The following is a 16099-nucleotide window of genomic DNA, read 5'->3' as shown; positions in this document are numbered from 1 at the left end:
TGCCAATGGCTTTCGAGATTCTAGTAGCAGTCTCCATGTTCACCGTGGTGATCATCCTCCTCGTGGCGGTGATCCTCATGGCCCGCGCGCGCCTGGTTTCCGGCGGCGACGTGAACATCGAGATCAACGGTGAGCGCACCATCACCGTTCCGGCTGGCGGCAAGTTGCTGCAGACCCTGGCCGAGAACGAGATCTTCCTGTCGTCGGCCTGTGGCGGCGGCGGTACCTGTGCGCAGTGCAAGTGCATCGTGGAGAGCGGTGGCGGCGAGATGCTGTCCACCGAGGAGTCGCACTTCAACAAGCGCGAGGCCCGCGAAGGCTGGCGCCTGTCCTGCCAGACCCCGGTCAAGCAGGACATGAAGATCGAGGTGCCCGAGGAAGTCTTCGGCGTGAAGAAGTGGGAATGCACGGTCGAGTCCAACCCGAACGTGGCCACCTTCATCAAGGAGCTGACCCTCAAGTTGCCGGAAGGCGAGAACGTCGATTTCCGCGCCGGTGGTTACGTGCAGCTGGAGTGCCCGCCGCACACCGTGCACTACAAGGACTTCGACATCCAGGAGGAGTACCGCGGCGACTGGGACAAATTCAACCAGTGGAAGTACGTGTCCAAGGTCGACGAGACGGTGATCCGCGCCTACTCCATGGCCAACTACCCCGAAGAAGTCGGCCTGGTGAAGTTCAACATCCGCATCGCCTCGCCACCGCCGGGCAAGGACCATCTGCCGCCTGGCAAGATGTCGTCCTGGGTGTTCAGCCTCAAGCCGGGTGACAAGGTCACGGTGTACGGGCCGTTCGGCGAGTTCTTCGCCAAGGACACCGATGCCGAGATGGTCTTCATCGGTGGCGGCGCCGGCATGGCGCCGATGCGCTCGCATATCTTCGACCAGCTCAAGCGCCTGAAATCGACCCGCAAGATCAGCTTCTGGTACGGCGCGCGCTCCATGCGCGAGGCGTTCTACACCGAGGAGTACGACCAGCTGCAGGCGGAGAACCCGAACTTCGAATGGCACCTGGCGCTGTCCGATCCGCAGCCGGAAGACAACTGGACCGGCCTGACCGGCTTCATCCACAACGTGCTCTACGAGAACTACCTCAAGGATCACCCGGCGCCCGAGGATTGCGAGTTCTACATGTGCGGCCCGCCGATGATGAACGCCGCGGTGATCAAGATGCTCACCGACCTGGGTGTCGAACAGGACAACATCCTGCTCGACGACTTCGGCGGATGATTGCAACCGCTCTGAAACAGCCCGCCCTTGTCGCTGCCCTGGCCGCGACATTGGCTGCTGCGCTCGTGAGCTGCGGTTTTTCCGAGACGGTCGAGGAGTTCGGTGGCCCGGCCCAGGGCAGCACCTATTCGGTCAAGTACGTCAGCGCCAGGGGCGTACCGGACAAGGCCACGCTCAAGGCCGATGTGCAAGCGATCTTCGCCGAGGTCGACGAGCAGATGTCCACCTACCGTGACGACTCGCTGATCGAGCAATTCAACCGCGCACCGGCGGGCACCTGCATGCCGATGCCCGCCGGGGTGCTGCAACTGATCGAAACCGGCAATGCCCTGCACCGCGACAGTGGCGGGGCGTTCGATCTCACCTTGGAACCTCTGCTCGATCTGTGGGGCTTCGGCCCGCGCGGCAACGGCGAGCGTGTGGTGCCAGATGCCGAGGCCCTGCAAGAGGTGCGCGGGCGTATCGGCCAGGACCACCTGCACATCGACGGCGAACGCCTGTGCAAGGATCTCGACCTGCAGGTCGACTTCAACAGCATCGCCGCCGGTTATACGGTTGATCGAATCATCGCGCGGCTGGTCGAACGGGGGGTGAGCAGTTACCTGGTCGAAGCCACCGGCGAACTCAAGGCGGTTGGCCGCAAGCCCGACGGCCAGCCCTGGCGTATCGCGCTCGAAGCGCCCCGGGATGACCAGCGGGCCATCCAGCGGGTGATCGAGCTGGACGGCTACGGCATCTCCACCTCGGGTGACTACCGCAATTATTTCGAGGAGCAGGGCGTACGCTATTCCCACACCCTCGATCCGCAGACCGCCGCGCCGATCCAGCACACCCTGGCGGCGGTCACCGTGGCCGCGCCCTCGACGCTGATGGCCGACGGCCTGTCCACCGTGCTGCTGGTGCTCGGCCCCGACAAGGGGTTCGAGTACGCCGAGCGCGAAGGTATCGCGGCGTTCTTCGTGACCCGGGAGGGTGACGGATTCGTCACACGCAGTACCGCCACTTTCGAGCAGCTGTTCGCTGCGGGAGGCAAGCAATGACATTCGTGATGGTTTTTCTGATCATGCTCACGGTCGTCGGCCTGATGGCCGTCGGCGTGATGATGGGCCGCAAGCCCATCGCCGGCTCCTGCGGCGGCATCGCCAACCTGGGCATCGAGAAGAAGTGCTCGATCTGCGGTGACGACCGCGAGAAATGCCCGGAAGTGACGGGCCAGGGCAACGGCGAGTCCGGCGTGCAAAGCTACGACGCCAGCAAGCGCTGATCGCCATTTGCCGCCTGGCCCGGTAGGCTATGCGTCATTGCGAAATGTTGCGTACCAGGCCGCACGTCCGGTCTGGTTCTGCCGATAACGCGCGATAAGCGTTGCGGCGTGATCTGAGGAGTGAACATGGCGGTCTACAACTACGATGTCGTGGTATTGGGCTCCGGCCCTGCAGGTGAAGGGGCGGCGATGAACGCGGCCAAGGCCGGTCGCAAGGTGGCGGTGGTCGACGACCGCCGCGAAGTGGGCGGCAACTGCACCCACCTGGGTACCATCCCTTCGAAAGCGCTGCGCCATTCGGTGCGGCAGATCATGCAGTTCAACACCAACCCCATGTTCCGCCAGATCGGCGAGCCACGCTGGTTCTCCTTCCCTGACGTGCTGAAAAGCGCCGAGCGCGTGATCGCCAAGCAGGTCACTTCGCGCACCGGCTACTACGCGCGCAACCGCATCGACGTGTTCTTTGGCACCGGCAGCTTCGCCGACGAGCAGACCATCGAAGTGGTCTGCCCCAACGGCGTGGTGGAAACCCTGTCGGCCAAGCAGGTGATCATCGCCACCGGCTCGCGGCCGTACCGCCCGGCGGATATCGACTTCAACCACCCGCGGGTCTATGACAGCGACACCATCCTGACCCTGAGCCACACCCCGCGCCGCCTGATCATCTATGGCGCTGGCGTGATCGGCAGCGAGTACGCCTCGATCTTCAGCGGCCTGGGTGTGCTGGTCGACCTGATCGACAACCGCGATCAACTGCTGAGCTTCCTGGATTCGGAAATCTCCGATGCCCTGAGCTACCACCTGCGCACCAACAACGTGCTGATTCGCCACAACGAAGAATACGAGCGCATCGAGGGCCTGGACAACGGCGTGATCCTGCACCTGAAGTCCGGCAAGAAGATCAAGGCCGACGCGCTGCTGTGGTGTAACGGGCGTACCGGCAACACCGACAAGCTGGGCCTGGAGAACATCGGCATCAAGGTCAACAGTCGTGGCCAGGTGCACGTCGACGAGCATTACCGCACCGAAGTCCCGAACATCTACGCTGCAGGCGACGTGATCGGCTGGCCGAGCCTGGCCAGTGCCGCGGCCGACCAGGGCCGTTCGGCGGCCGGCAGCATCGTCGACAACGGCAGCTGGCGGATCGTCGACGACATCCCCACCGGTATCTACACCATTCCCGAGATCAGCTCGATCGGCAAGAACGAGCACGAGCTGACCAAGGCCAAGATCCCCTACGAAGTCGGCAAGGCGTTCTTCAAGAGCATGGCGCGGGCGCAGATTTCCCATGAGCCGGTGGGCATGCTGAAGATCCTCTTCCACCGCGAAACCCTGGAAGTGCTCGGCGTGCACTGCTTCGGCTACCAGGCCTCGGAGATCGTGCACATCGGCCAGGCGATCATGAACCAGAAGGGCGAGGCGAATACCCTGAAGTACTTCGTCAACACCACCTTCAACTACCCGACCATGGCCGAAGCCTACCGGGTAGCCGCGTTCGATGGCCTCAACCGGCTTTTTTGAGCGGCTCCGGCCGGCGGCCTGAGCCGGTCGGGGATCCGTTCGCCGACTCCCGCGACTGGCGCTGGCCAAACCGCGAGAGCGTCTGAGCAGGCCAGAAAACCGATCCCTCGTGGATCGGTTTTTTTATGGGCTGATCGTGTGCGAGGCGGGAGCGCGCCCATCGCGCGAAATCACGGGCACGGCCCGTTCCCACATCAAGAAACGCTCCGCTTAACCGCGCAGGGTACTGACGGCGATACCGGGGAAATCGGTGATGATGCTGTCGGCACCGAAGTCGGCGAGGCGGCGCATCAGGGCGGGTTCGTTGACCGTCCACACCGACACGTGCAGGCCGGCTTTCTGTGCCTTGAGCAGGCGTTCCGGGGTGCACAGCGTCCAGTTCAGGGCCAGCAGGTCGCAGCCGTAGTTGCGCGCCACCTTGATAGGATCCAGCCAGGCGTATTCGGCGACCAGGCCACGGCCCAGATGCGGCGTCAGGCGCTGGGCGGCACTCAGCACTTCGCGAGAGCTGGAGGTAATGGTGATCTTGTCGTCCAGGCCGAAACGGCGGCTGAGCAGGGCAATGGCTTCCACCGTGCGCGCGGCGCGTACCTTGGAGGCACTCTTGACCTCCAGCTGCCAGTGCTCGAAGTCGCATTGCTCGAACAGTTCGCTCAGCCGCGGGATGGGGCAGGGATGGCGCCAGCCCGGGCCGCCGCGACGGGCGTCGTAATGCACCAGCTCGGCGGCATCGTGCTCGACCACCTTGCCGCGCTGGCCGGTGGTGCGCTTGAGTGTCGGGTCGTGGATGACCATCAGTTCGCCGTCGCGCGACAGGTGCAGGTCCAGTTCGCAGCGGCGCACGCCATGCTCCAGGCACTGCTGAAAGCTGACCAGGGTGTTTTCCGGGGCTTCGCCCTTGGCGCCGCGATGGCCGTAGATCAGGGTCACGGTTGCTCCTTACTCGGTGGCGGTGGTGCGCGGTTGCAGGTGGCGCACGCTGTTGATCACATGGTCGTATTCGAAATAGACGCTGAATTCGCGGTAGTCCCAGCGGCTGATCGGCGGCTTGCCGACGGCGGGGTGCTCTTCATCGGCGAGGCCGAAGCGCTCCAGCACCGCGCGTTTGGACTGGCCCTTTTGCGGCACCTCGGTCAGGTCGGCGCCTTGCTGGCCGATGGGAATCGTCAGGGTCTCGGCCTGGGCGGCCAGGGGTAGCGAGCAGATCAGCGCAAGCAGCAGTCGGGAAGGGGTCACGTGAGTTCCTCGCGGGCCTGGCGGCGCTCCTGCGCCTGACGCTGCAGGATATGCCGGGCGAGCAACTGGCGTTGTGCGTCAGTCAGCGCTTCGAACTCGGCGCCGATCTCGAACTGGCCGTCACGCTCGGAGCAGTGCAGCACCTTGGCGCGCAGCAACAGGCCGAGCGCCTGGGGCATCAACACCATCTTCATGGCCAGGTGGCTGTCGACCGTTACCGGTTGGGCGTTGAGAAAACTGATGCCGCCTTCGGACAGGGTGACCCGCTTGGGCGGGCCGATATCGCGCAGCAGGCTCTGGGCCATGGCCTGGCCGAGCAGGTCGATGCGTTTGTTGACCACCTTCAGGTAGCCCGCCAGGGTGCGGTCGCGCTCGCTGATATTGCGCAGCAGGTGCTGGGATTCGAAATCCATCACATGCAGTTCGCTGAGCAGGTTGAACAGCGGCGAGGCATCGTGAAGCTCGTCGCTGGCCAGGGTTTCGGCGCCGGCCAGGGGGGTGAAATCCAGTGCGATCCTGTCCTCGATACGGTAGTATTCGCGGCGATCGTTTTCGTCTTGAGTCGACATGGCGAACCCATGGCAGCAGTGGTGGTCAGAGTGTAAGGCCGCTCGCCAGGCCCCGCCACAAGGACGTTTCTCTTTCCCTCGAACAAGCGCCCCACATGTTCAGACCCCTGTCCGTTTTTCTCGGTACGCGCTACACGCGGGCCAAGCGTCGCAACCACTTCGTTTCGTTCATTTCCCTGACCTCGATGATCGGGCTGGCACTCGGTGTGCTGGTGATGATCCTGGTGCTGTCCGTGATGAATGGCTTCGACCATGAAATGCGCACCCGGGTGCTGGGCATGGTGCCCCACGCGACCATCGAGAGCGCCACGCCGATCACCGACTGGCAGCGCCTGGCCGACCGCGCGTTGAAGAATCCCCAGGTGCTGGCGGTGGCACCCTTCAGCCAGATGCAGGGCCTGCTGACCAACGACGGCAAGGTGCAGAAGGTGCTGATCAACGCCGTGGACCCGGTCGAGGAGCCCAAGGTGTCGATCATCGGCGACTTCTTCCGCGAGGGCCGTCTCGAGGATCTGCAGCCCGGCAGCTTCGGCATCGTCATCGGCGACAAGGCGGCCGACAAGCTCGGCGTCGGCCTGGGCGACAAGATCACCTTCGTGGCACCGGAAGTCACCGTTACACCGGGCGGCGTGTTCCCGCGCCTGAAGCGCTTCACCGTGGTCGGCATCTTTCACGTCGGCGCCGGTGAGATCGACGGTTTCATGGCCATGACCCACGTTCAGGACCTGGCCCGCCTGCAGCGCCACCAGCCTGATCAGGTGCAGGGCATCCGCCTCAAGTTCGCCGACCTGTTCCAGGCGCCGCGCACCGCCTGGCAACTGGCCCAGAGCTTTGGCCAGGAGGATTACCTGGCCCGCGACTGGACCCGCACCCACGGCAATCTGTACCAGGCTATCCGCATGGAAAAGGCCATGATCGGCCTGCTCCTGCTGCTGATCGTCGCGGTCGCCGCGTTCAACATCATTTCCACCCTGGTGATGGTGGTCACCGACAAGAAGGGCGATATCGCCATCCTGCGTACCCTGGGCGCCACGCCGATGCAGATCATGGCCACCTTCATGGTGCAGGGTACGGTGATCGGCGTGATCGGCACCCTGATCGGCGCGGTGCTGGGCATTCTCGCGGCGCTGAACATCAGCGCCATCATCGCCGGCGTCGAGCGCCTGCTGGGCTTCAAGTTTCTCAATGCCGACGTGTATTTCATCGACTACCTGCCGTCGCAGCTGATGCTCGCCGACGTGGTGCAGGTGTGCGGCGCGGCGTTGGTCCTGAGTTTCCTCGCTACTCTTTATCCGGCCTGGCGCGCGGCGCGCACCCAGCCCGCGGAGGCATTACGTTATGAGTGATCCGGTCGTGCAGGCGCAGGCGAATGCCGTGCTCAGCTGCCGCAACCTGAGCAAGCGCTACGAAGAAGGCCCACAATCGGTGGTGGTGCTCGACGATCTGCAACTGGAGCTGTTTCCCGGCGAGCGCGTGGCCATCGTCGGCAGCTCCGGTTCGGGCAAGAGCACGCTGCTGAACATGCTCGGCGGGCTGGATACGCCGAGCAGCGGCAGCGTCTGGCTGGCCGGCGAGGAACTGTCGGCGCTCAACGAGAAGCAGCGCGGCCTGCTGCGCAACCGCGCGCTGGGCTTCGTCTACCAGTTTCACCACCTGCTGGCTGAATTCACCGCCCTGGAAAACGCCTGCATGCCGCTGCTGATCGGCAAGACGCCGATCAGTGAGGCGCGCCAGCGCGCCAGCGAACTGCTCGAGCGCGTCGGCCTCGGCCATCGCCTGAGCCACAAGCCGGCCGAGTTGTCCGGCGGTGAGCGACAGCGTGTGGCGATTGCCCGGGCACTGGTCAACCGCCCTGGCCTGGTACTGCTCGACGAGCCCACCGGCAACCTCGACAACCACACCGCCCAGGGCATTCAGGAGTTGATGCGTGAGCTCAGCAGCCAGTCGCAGACGGCCTTCCTGATCGTCACCCACGACCTGCAGCTGGCGCGGCAGATGGACCGGGTGCTGAGCCTGGAAGACGGCAAGCTGGTGCGCGCCTGATGTTTCGCCCGCTGAGTGTCTTCATCGGCCTGCGTTACACCCGCGCCAAGCGCCGCAATCACTTCATCTCGTTCATTTCCCTGACCTCGATGATCGGCCTGTCCCTGGGGGTGCTGGCGATGATCGTGGTGCTGTCGGTGATGAACGGCTTCCACCGGGAAATGAGCTCGCGCATCCTCGGCATGGTGCCCCACGCGACCATCGCCGGGGCACCGGCCCTGGCCGACTGGCAGGCCCCGGCCAAGGTGGCGATGGAGAACCCGCAGGTCGAGGCGGCGGTGCCCTTCGCCGAGCTGGAAGGCATGCTGTCGTACCGCGGCGTGATGCAGCCGATCCAGCTGCACGGCATCGACCCGGCGCTGGAGCCGAAGGTGTCGATCATCGGTGACCACATGGTGCAGGGCCGCCTGAGCGACCTGCGCGAAGGCGAGTACGGGGTGATCATCGGCGAGATCACCGCACGGCGTTTCCAGCTGCAGATCGGTGATCGCCTGGCGCTGATCGTGCCGGAAGTCAGCTCGGTGCCCGGCGGTATCACACCGCGCATGCAACGCCTCAACGTGGTCGGCATCTTCAAGGTCGGCGCCGACCTGGACAGCTCCCTGGCGCTGATCAACGTCGCCGATGCCGCGCAGATCCAGCGCCTCGAGCCGGGGGCGGTGCAGAGCATTCGCCTCAAGCTCAAGGACCTGTACCAGTCGCCCCAGGTGGCGGCGGCGATCGCCACGCAGCTGGGCGAGGGCTACCACGCCAGCGACTGGACGCAGACCCAGGGCAGCCTGTTCAGCGCCATGAAGATGGAGAAGACCATGATCGGTCTGCTGCTGCTGCTGATCGTCGCGGTGGCCGCTTTCAACATCATCGCCACGCTGATCATGGTGGTCGCCGACAAGGGCGCCGATATCGCCATCCTGCGCACCCTGGGCGCCACGCCGCGACAGATCATGGGCATCTTCATGGTCCAGGGCACGGTGATCGGGGTGATCGGCACCCTGATCGGCGGCGTGCTCGGGGTGCTGGCGGCGCTCAACGTCAGCGAACTGGTGGGTTGGCTGGAGCGCGTCAGCGGCCAGCACGTATTCAGCTCCGATGTGTACTTCATCAGCACCCTGCCGTCGGAACTGCAGGTCGCCGACGTGGTGCTGATCTGCAGCGCCGCGCTGACCCTGAGCTTCCTTGCCACCCTGTATCCGTCCTGGCGCGCGTCGCGTACCCAGCCGGCCGAGGCATTGCGTTACGAATGACGGCCGCGCGTCGTCGTCCGCCTGCTAGGCTCAGAAGGCCGCCATGAACATGGCGGCCTTGTCGTTTCTGCCCTTTTGATTCCATAGCGGGACGCCCATGGACGGGACGCGAACAGGCGACTTGCGCAGCGCATTGTTGGCATTGGCCGCCGGCCTGTTGGTGCTGCGCTTTCTACCCCAGCTGCCACCGGTCTCGCTGTTGCTGGCGTCCGCGCTGTTGGGGCTGATCCTGCTGCCGTTTCGCAGTTACCGGATCGGCCTGTTGCTGCTCGGCTTCAGCTGGGCCTGCCTGTCGGCCCAATGGGCGCTGGATGATCGCCTGGACCCGGCACTGGACGGTCGCACGCTATGGCTGGAGGGCAGGGTGGTGGACCTGCCGGATGTCCGTGACGGCGTGGTGCGCTTTCACCTGGCCGAGCCTCGGTCGCGGCGCGCCGAGCTGCCGCGACTGCTGCGTCTGTCCTGGTATGGCGGGCCGGAGATCCGTGCTGGCGAAACCTGGCGACTGGCGGTCAACCTCAAGCGGCCCCATGGGCTGGTCAACCCGCAATCCTTCGATTACGAGGCCTGGCTGCTGGCCCAGCGTATCGGTGGCGTGGGCACCATCAAGTCCGGCCAGCGCCTGAGCGAAGCCGGCGGCAGTTCGGCGTGGCGCGACCGCTTGCGCCAGCACATGCTCGCCGAGGATCCCCATGGCCGTGCCGGCGGGCTGGCCGCCCTGGTGCTGGGCGACAGCTCCGGCCTGTCGGTCGCCGACTGGCGGGTGCTGCAGGACACCGGCACGGTGCATCTGCTGGTGATCTCCGGCCAGCACGTGACGCTGGTAGCCGGCATGTTCTACGGCCTGGTGTTCTGGCTGGCCCGCCTGGGTTGGTGGCCACGCGCGCTGCCCTGGCTGCCCACGGCCTGCCTGCTGGGCTTCGCCTCGGCGCTGGGCTACAGCCTGCTGGCCGGCTTCGAGGTGCCGGTGCAGCGGGCCTGCGCGATGATCGGCCTGGTGCTGCTGTGGCGCTGGCGCTTTCGTCACCTGGGTATCACCTTGCCGCTGCTGATGGCACTGGTCGCGGTGCTGCTCCTGGAGCCCCTGGCGGTGTTGCAGCCGGGTTTCTGGCTGTCGTTCGGCGCGGTGGGCCTGCTGATTCTGATTTTCGCCGCGCGCCTGGGCGCCTGGGCCTGGTGGCGCACCTTGGGGCGCGCGCAGTGGGCGATGACCCTGGGCCTGCTGCCGATGCTGATGGCCCTCGGCCTGCCGATCAGTGCCAGCAGCCCGCTGGCCAATCTGATCGCCGTGCCCTGGGTCGGTTTCGCCGTGGTACCGCTGGCGCTGCTCGGCACCTTGCTGCTGCCGGTGCCCTGGCTTGGCGAGGGGCTACTGTGGCTGGCCGGCTTCTCCCTGGAGTGGCTGTTCCGCCTGCTCGGCTTGATGGCCGAGTGGCTGCCGGCCTGGTTGCCCAGCCACCTGCCGTTGTGGGGCTGGCTGCTGGTGGCGCTGGGCGCGCTGTTCATTCTATTGCCGGGCGGTGTGCCGTTGCGCAGCCTGGGACTGATCCTGCTGCTGCCGTTGCTGTTCACGCCGGTAGAGCGGCCTGCCGAGCAGCGCGCCGAGGTATGGATGTTGGATGTCGGCCAGGGGCTGTCGATGCTGGTGCTGACCCGCCATCACGCGCTGCTGTATGACGCCGGCCCCAGCTTCGGCGATTTCGACCTGGGCGAGCGGGTGGTGCTGCCCTCGTTGCGGGCACTGGATGTGCGCGCACTGGACATGCTGCTGATCAGCCATTCGGACAATGACCACTCCGGTGGTGCCGAGGCGGTCGCGCGGGGCATGCCGGTGAAACGCGTGGTCAGTGGCGAGGCACCCGCGCTACCCGCCGGCCTCGGCGCAGAGGCGTGCGGGCAAGCGACCTGGGCATGGGATGGCGTGCAGTTCAGCACCTGGCGCTGGGCCGAGGCGGCGGACAGCAACCAGTCTTCCTGCGTGTTGATGATCGAGGCGGCCGGCGAGCGCATCCTGCTGACCGGGGATATCGACACGCGGGCCGAGCGCGCGCTGATCGACAGCGGTCGCGAGCTGCAGGCCCGCTGGCTGGTGGCGCCGCACCACGGCAGCCGCAGTTCGTCGTCCTGGGCCTTGCTCAAGGCGGTGCAGCCCCAGGCGGTGCTGTATTCGCGGGGCAAGCACAATGCCTATGGGCATCCGCATCCGATGGTGGTCTCCCGGTATGACGCCTTCGAGGCCCGGGCCTACGACAGCGTCGAGACCGGCGCACTGCGTATCGACCTCGGCACCTTTGGCGAGCCACGGGTACTGCGTGAAATACCGCGTTTCTGGCGGGAAAAATGAGAACCGCAGCCGTCGGCGACATCACGGCCCTATGCTAGAGTGGCGCCACTTTTGCGAAGGGGATCTGCCACCGTGTGGGAACTGGTTAAAGCTGGCGGCTGGGTGATGCTGCCGATCATTCTGTGTTCAATCGCTGCCCTGGGCATCATTGCCGAGCGTCTGTGGACCCTGCGCGTCAGCCGGGTCACGCCGCCGCATCTGCTGGGGCAGGTGTGGCGCTGGATCAAGGACAAGCAGCTCAACAGCCAGAAACTCAAGGAACTGCGCGCCGATTCGCCACTGGGCGAGATCCTCGCGGCAGGCCTGGCCAACTCCAAGTACGGCCGCGAGATCATGAAGGAGTGCATCGAGGAGGCCGCCGCACGGGTGGTCCACGAGATGGAGCGCTACCTCAACGCCCTGGGCACCATCGCCGGCATCACGCCGCTGCTCGGCCTGCTCGGCACGGTGATCGCCATGATCGACATCTTCGGCTCGTTCATGGGCGGCAGCACCGCCAACCCGGCGTTGCTCGCCGGCGGTATCGCCAAGGCGCTGATCACCACCGCATCGGGCCTGGCCGTGGCGATTCCGGCGCTGTTCTTCCACCGTTTCCTGCAGCGCCGTGTCGATGAACTGGTGATCGGCATGGAGCAGGAGGCGATCAAGCTGGTGGAAATGGTCCAGGGCGAGCGCGACGTCGACCTGGCCGAGGAGCCCAAGCCGGCCAAGGGGAGCAAAAAGGCGTGAAGTTCAGACGTAGACGGCGCGAGCAGGTCGAGATCAATCTCGCCTCGCTGATCGACGTGGTGTTCATCCTGTTGCTGTTCTTCGTGGTGACCACCACCTTCACCCGGGAAACCCGCATGCAGGTCGACCTGCCCGAGGCAGCCAGCGGCACGCCGCCGGAGCAGAGCGAGCTCAAGCAGCTGGAAGTGGTGATCTCCGCCGATGGCAGCTTCTCGCTCAACGGTCAGGCCCTGATCAAGAACGATCTGGACAACCTGATGGCGGCGCTGCAGAAGGAGTCCGGCGGCGACAACAGCCTGCCGCTGACCATCAGCGCCGACGCCAAGACCAGCCACCAGTCGGTGATCACCGCCATGGACGCCGCCGGCAAGCTGGGCTTCGCGCACCTGCGCATCACCACGGTCGAGACCCAGGCAGCGCCCTGATGGCGAGCTTTGCCGACCGTCTGGTCAAGGCCTGGTACGAGGGGCATCCGGCGCTGGCGCTGCTGCGCCCGCTGGAGGCCCTGTACCGCGGCGTGGCAGAGCGCAAGCGTGCGCGCTTCCTGGCGGGCGAGGGTGAGATCTATCGCGCACCCGTGCCGCTGATCGTGGTGGGTAACATCACCGTTGGCGGTACCGGCAAGACCCCTCTGATTCTCTGGCTGGTCGAGCAGTGCCAGGCCCGCGGCCTGCGCGTCGGGGTGATCAGCCGCGGCTATGGTGCCAAGCCGCCAAGTTTTCCCTGGCGAGTCAGGGCCGAGCACAGCGCCGAGCAGGCGGGCGACGAGCCGCTACTGATCGTGCAGCGCTGCGGCGTGCCGCTGATGATCGACCCGGATCGCAGCCGGGCGGCGCGGGCCTTGCTGGCCGAGGAGCCGCTGGACCTGCTGCTCAGCGACGATGGCCTGCAGCACTACCGCCTGGCCCGTGACGTGGAGCTGGTGCTGATCGATGCCGCCCGCGGCCTCGGCAATGCCCGCTGCCTGCCGGCCGGGCCGTTGCGCGAGCCGGCCGAGCGCCTGCAAAGCGTGGATGCCTGCCTTTATAACGGTGCGCCCGAGGATCCACTCGGGGGCTATGCCTTCAGCCTGGTGCCGAGCGCGCTGATCAACCTGCGCAACGGCGAGCGCCGTCCGCTCGATCATTTTCCCCCGGGCCAGGCCATGCATGCGGTGGCCGGCATCGGCAACCCGCAGCGTTTCTTCAAAACCCTCGAGGCGCTACACTGGCGGCCTGTCGCGCATGCCTTCGCCGACCATGCGGCCTACAGCGCCGAGCTGCTGAATTTCTCGCCAGCGCTGCCGCTGCTGATGACCGAGAAGGATGCGGTGAAGTGCCGGGCCTTTGCGGCCGACGACTGGTGGTACCTGGCCGTCGAGGCCCAGCCCTCCGCGGCGTTCCGCGCCTGGTTCGACGCCCGGCTGGAACGTCTGCTCGGCGAGCGGCACTAAGCCTTCGCGCTCTACTTCTTCTCTGTTCTCAAGGATTTCCCATGGACCCGAAACTGCTCGATATCCTGGCCTGCCCGATCACCAAGGGCCCGCTCAAGCTCAGCCAGGACAAGACCGAACTGATCAGCAAGGGCGCCGGTGTGGCCTATCCGATCCGCGATGGCATTCCGGTCATGCTGGAAAGCGAAGCCCGCACCCTCAACGATGACGAGCGCCTGGACAAGTAACATGAGCAACGCCTTTACCGTGGTGATTCCGGCGCGCTATGCGTCCACCCGCCTGCCCGGCAAGCCGCTGCAGGACATCGCCGGCAAGCCGATGGTCCAGCATGTGTGGGAGCAGGCCTGCAAGAGCAGTGCGACCCAGGTGGTGGTGGCCACCGACGATGCCCGTATCGTCGAGGCCTGCCAGGGTTTCGGCGCCAGGGTGCTGCTGACCCGGGTCGACCATAACTCCGGCACCGACCGTTTGGCCGAAGTGGCCGCGGCGCTGGGCCTGGCTGCCGATGCCATCGTGGTCAACGTGCAGGGCGACGAGCCGCTGGTGCCGCCGTCGATCATCGACCAGGTGGCCGCCAACCTGGCGAGCAATCCCCGGGCGGGCATCGCCACCCTGGCCGAGCCGATCGAGGATGTCGCGGCGCTGTTCAATCCCAACGTGGTCAAGGTCGCCAGCGACCTCAATGGCCTGGCGCTGACCTTCAGCCGCGCGCCGCTGCCCTGGGCGCGGGATGCCTTCGCCGCCGACCGCGACGCCTTGCCGGCAGAGGTGCCTTACCGCCGGCATATCGGCATCTATGCCTACCGCGCCGGCTTCCTGCAGGACTTCGTCGCCTGGGGGCCGTGCTGGCTGGAGAACACCGAATGCCTGGAGCAGTTGCGCGCGCTCTGGCATGGCGTGCGTATCCACGTCGCAGACGCCCTGGAAGCGCCGCCCGCCGGCGTCGATACCCAGGAAGACCTGGACCGCGTGCGCCGGTTGCTGGGCGCCTGATGCGCGTCCTGTTCGTCTGCCTGGGCAACATCTGCCGTTCGCCCACCGCCGAGGCGGTGTTGCGCCAGCGTCTGCAACAGGCCGGCCTGGCCGAGCGCATCGACGTCGATTCCGCCGGCACCGGTGACTGGCACATCGGCAAGGCGCCGGACTCGCGGACTCAGGAAGCGGCCAAGCGCCGTGGCTATGACCTGTCCAGCCTGCGCGGCCGCCAGGTCTCGCCTGACGACTTCGCCCGTTTCGACCTGATCCTGGCCATGGACAGCGCCAATCTGCGCGACCTGCAGCGCCTGCGCCCGGCCCAGGCACGGGGCGAGCTGGATCTGTACCTGCGGCGTTTCGGCCTGGCCGAGGACGAGGTACCGGATCCCTATTACGGTGGCAGCGAAGGTTTCGAGCACGTGCTGGATCTGCTCGAGCAGGCCAGCGATGCCTTGTTGATCGAACTCAAGGGACGGTTATGAGCCTGGTGGTGCAGTCGGGCGTATCGCTCAAGGCCTACAACACCTTTGGCGTGGACGTGGCCGCACGCTACTGGGCCGAGGCCGGCGACGAGCATCAGGTTCGCCAGGCGCTCGAGGCGGCGCGCGAGCGTCAGGTGCCGCTGCTGGTGCTTGGCGGTGGCAGCAACCTGCTGTTGACCGCCGATGTCGAGGCGCTGGTATTGCGCATGGTCGGCCGCGGCATTCGCGTGCTCGCCGACGATGGCCAGTGCGTGCAGATCGAAGCCGAAGCCGGCGAGCCCTGGCACGATTTCGTGTTGTGGACGCTGGGCCAGGGCCTGGTCGGCCTGGAGAACCTCAGCCTGATCCCTGGTACCGTCGGCGCCTCGCCGGTGCAGAACATCGGCGCCTACGGTGTCGAGCTCAAGGACTGTTTCCTCGGCCTCACGGCCCTGGATCGACAGAGCGGCGAGGTTCGCGAGTTCGACCTGCAGACGTGCGCCTTCGCCTATCGCGACAGCTTGTTCAAGCGTGAAAGTGGGCGCTGGATCATCCTGCGCGTACGCTTCGCCCTGAGCCGCCACGCGCCGCTGCATCTCGATTACGGCCCGGTGCGCCTGCGCCTGGCGGAGCAGGGCATCGAGGCGCCAACCGCCCTGGATGTCAGCCGCGCCATCTGCGCCATCCGCAGCGAGAAACTGCCGGATCCTGCCGTGCTCGGCAACGCCGGCAGCTTCTTCAAGAACCCCCTGGTGCCAGCCGAACTGGCGCAGCGTCTGCAGGCCGAGCATGTCGACCTGGTGGCCTATCCCCAGGCCGACGGCCAGGTCAAGCTGGCTGCCGGCTGGCTGATCGAAAAGGCCGGCTGGAAGGGCTATCGCGACGGCGATGCCGGCGTGCACCGGCTGCAGGCGCTGGTGCTGGTCAACCATGGCAACGCCAGCGGGCAGCAACTGCTCGACCTGGCACGGCGCATCCAGGCCGATATCGCCGAGCGCTTTGGGGTCAGCCTGGAAATCGAGCCGAACCTGCTCTGATTGCGTGGCCTCGCC

The 16099-nt window shown here is 66.0% G+C and carries 18 protein-coding genes; 15 read left to right on the top strand and 3 right to left on the bottom strand.

The annotated features are described in order from the left end of the window. The first annotated feature begins 5 nt into the window (after positions 1-5). The 4 genes from nqrF to sthA all read left to right on the top strand — a co-directional run bounded on the left by nqrF (position 6) and on the right by sthA (position 4014). Complete coding sequence (gene nqrF / locus K8U54_RS01905) at positions 6-1229, top strand: NADH:ubiquinone reductase (Na(+)-transporting) subunit F (protein WP_249908633.1); 1224 nt, start codon at positions 6-8, stop codon at positions 1227-1229. Beyond that, the gene (locus tag K8U54_RS01900) at positions 1226-2269 is read left to right on the top strand and encodes an FAD:protein FMN transferase (protein ID WP_249908632.1); all 1044 of its coding nucleotides are present in this window, start codon (positions 1226-1228) and stop codon (positions 2267-2269) included. Before nqrF ends, K8U54_RS01900 begins: the two co-directional genes overlap by 4 nt. Continuing rightward, on the top strand, positions 2266-2493 hold the full coding sequence (gene nqrM / locus K8U54_RS01895; protein WP_249908631.1) for a (Na+)-NQR maturation NqrM: 228 nt from the start codon (positions 2266-2268) through the stop codon (positions 2491-2493). The genes K8U54_RS01900 and nqrM overlap by 4 nt, the downstream gene beginning before the upstream one ends. A 126-nt stretch (positions 2494-2619) precedes the next feature. Further along, positions 2620-4014 (top strand): Si-specific NAD(P)(+) transhydrogenase, encoded by a 1395-nt coding sequence (gene sthA, locus K8U54_RS01890; protein ID WP_249908630.1) that lies wholly within the window; start codon positions 2620-2622, stop codon positions 4012-4014. A gap of 210 nt (positions 4015-4224) precedes the next feature. Here sthA and K8U54_RS01885 read toward each other — a convergent pair whose 3' ends face one another. The 3 genes from K8U54_RS01885 to K8U54_RS01875 are packed head-to-tail and all read right to left on the bottom strand — an operon-like array spanning position 4225 to position 5819. Further along, positions 4225-4944, bottom strand: a complete 720-nt coding sequence (locus K8U54_RS01885) for a glycerophosphodiester phosphodiesterase (protein WP_093501775.1) — start codon at positions 4942-4944, stop codon at positions 4225-4227. 9 nt (positions 4945-4953) lie between these two features. Next, a complete protein-coding gene (locus K8U54_RS01880) occupies positions 4954-5250 on the bottom strand; it encodes a phosphodiesterase (protein WP_249908629.1) in 297 nt (98 codons plus the stop codon). Next, positions 5247-5819, bottom strand: coding sequence for a PilZ domain-containing protein (locus K8U54_RS01875; protein ID WP_249908628.1), 573 nt, complete (start codon positions 5817-5819; stop codon positions 5247-5249). Before K8U54_RS01875 ends, K8U54_RS01880 begins: the two co-directional genes overlap by 4 nt. A 95-nt stretch (positions 5820-5914) precedes the next feature. On the opposite strand from K8U54_RS01875, the gene K8U54_RS01870 reads away from it, so the two are divergent. The 11 genes from K8U54_RS01870 to murB all read left to right on the top strand — a co-directional run bounded on the left by K8U54_RS01870 (position 5915) and on the right by murB (position 16084). Further along, positions 5915-7165: a lipoprotein-releasing ABC transporter permease subunit gene (locus K8U54_RS01870; RefSeq protein WP_249908627.1), complete on the top strand. Its 1251-nt coding sequence runs from the start codon at positions 5915-5917 to the stop codon at positions 7163-7165. After that, positions 7158-7862 carry a lipoprotein-releasing ABC transporter ATP-binding protein LolD gene (gene lolD, locus K8U54_RS01865; protein ID WP_249908626.1) on the top strand — a complete coding sequence of 235 codons (705 nt, stop codon included), beginning with the start codon at positions 7158-7160 and terminating at the stop codon, positions 7860-7862. Before K8U54_RS01870 ends, lolD begins: the two co-directional genes overlap by 8 nt. Then, positions 7862-9106, top strand: coding sequence for a lipoprotein-releasing ABC transporter permease subunit (locus K8U54_RS01860; RefSeq protein ID WP_249908625.1), 1245 nt, complete (start codon positions 7862-7864; stop codon positions 9104-9106). The genes lolD and K8U54_RS01860 overlap by 1 nt, the downstream gene beginning before the upstream one ends. A 121-nt stretch (positions 9107-9227) precedes the next feature. After that, a complete protein-coding gene (locus K8U54_RS01855; RefSeq protein ID WP_249908624.1) occupies positions 9228-11450 on the top strand; it encodes a DNA internalization-related competence protein ComEC/Rec2 in 2223 nt (740 codons plus the stop codon). 72 nt (positions 11451-11522) lie between these two features. Continuing rightward, complete coding sequence (locus K8U54_RS01850; RefSeq protein ID WP_249908623.1) at positions 11523-12179, top strand: MotA/TolQ/ExbB proton channel family protein; 657 nt, start codon at positions 11523-11525, stop codon at positions 12177-12179. Continuing rightward, on the top strand, positions 12176-12604 hold the full coding sequence (locus K8U54_RS01845; RefSeq protein ID WP_249908622.1) for an ExbD/TolR family protein: 429 nt from the start codon (positions 12176-12178) through the stop codon (positions 12602-12604). The genes K8U54_RS01850 and K8U54_RS01845 overlap by 4 nt, the downstream gene beginning before the upstream one ends. Continuing rightward, positions 12604-13611 (top strand): tetraacyldisaccharide 4'-kinase, encoded by a 1008-nt coding sequence (lpxK, locus tag K8U54_RS01840; RefSeq protein ID WP_249908621.1) that lies wholly within the window; start codon positions 12604-12606, stop codon positions 13609-13611. The genes K8U54_RS01845 and lpxK overlap by 1 nt, the downstream gene beginning before the upstream one ends. Positions 13612-13652: 41 nt before the next feature. Continuing rightward, complete coding sequence (locus K8U54_RS01835) at positions 13653-13838, top strand: Trm112 family protein (protein ID WP_013791977.1); 186 nt, start codon at positions 13653-13655, stop codon at positions 13836-13838. Between the two features lies 1 nt (position 13839). After that, positions 13840-14604 (top strand): 3-deoxy-manno-octulosonate cytidylyltransferase, encoded by a 765-nt coding sequence (gene kdsB / locus K8U54_RS01830; protein ID WP_249908620.1) that lies wholly within the window; start codon positions 13840-13842, stop codon positions 14602-14604. Continuing rightward, on the top strand, positions 14604-15068 hold the full coding sequence (locus tag K8U54_RS01825) for a low molecular weight protein-tyrosine-phosphatase (protein ID WP_249908619.1): 465 nt from the start codon (positions 14604-14606) through the stop codon (positions 15066-15068). Before kdsB ends, K8U54_RS01825 begins: the two co-directional genes overlap by 1 nt. Further along, a complete protein-coding gene (gene murB / locus K8U54_RS01820; RefSeq protein ID WP_249908618.1) occupies positions 15065-16084 on the top strand; it encodes a UDP-N-acetylmuramate dehydrogenase in 1020 nt (339 codons plus the stop codon). The genes K8U54_RS01825 and murB overlap by 4 nt, the downstream gene beginning before the upstream one ends. Positions 16085-16099 lie beyond the last annotated feature (15 nt).

It is taken from the genome of Pseudomonas fulva (assembly GCF_023517795.1).
In the GTDB taxonomy this organism is placed as follows: Bacteria; Pseudomonadota; Gammaproteobacteria; order Pseudomonadales; family Pseudomonadaceae; genus Aquipseudomonas; species Aquipseudomonas fulva_D.
This window is presented reverse-complemented; position numbering and strand designations above follow the sequence as displayed.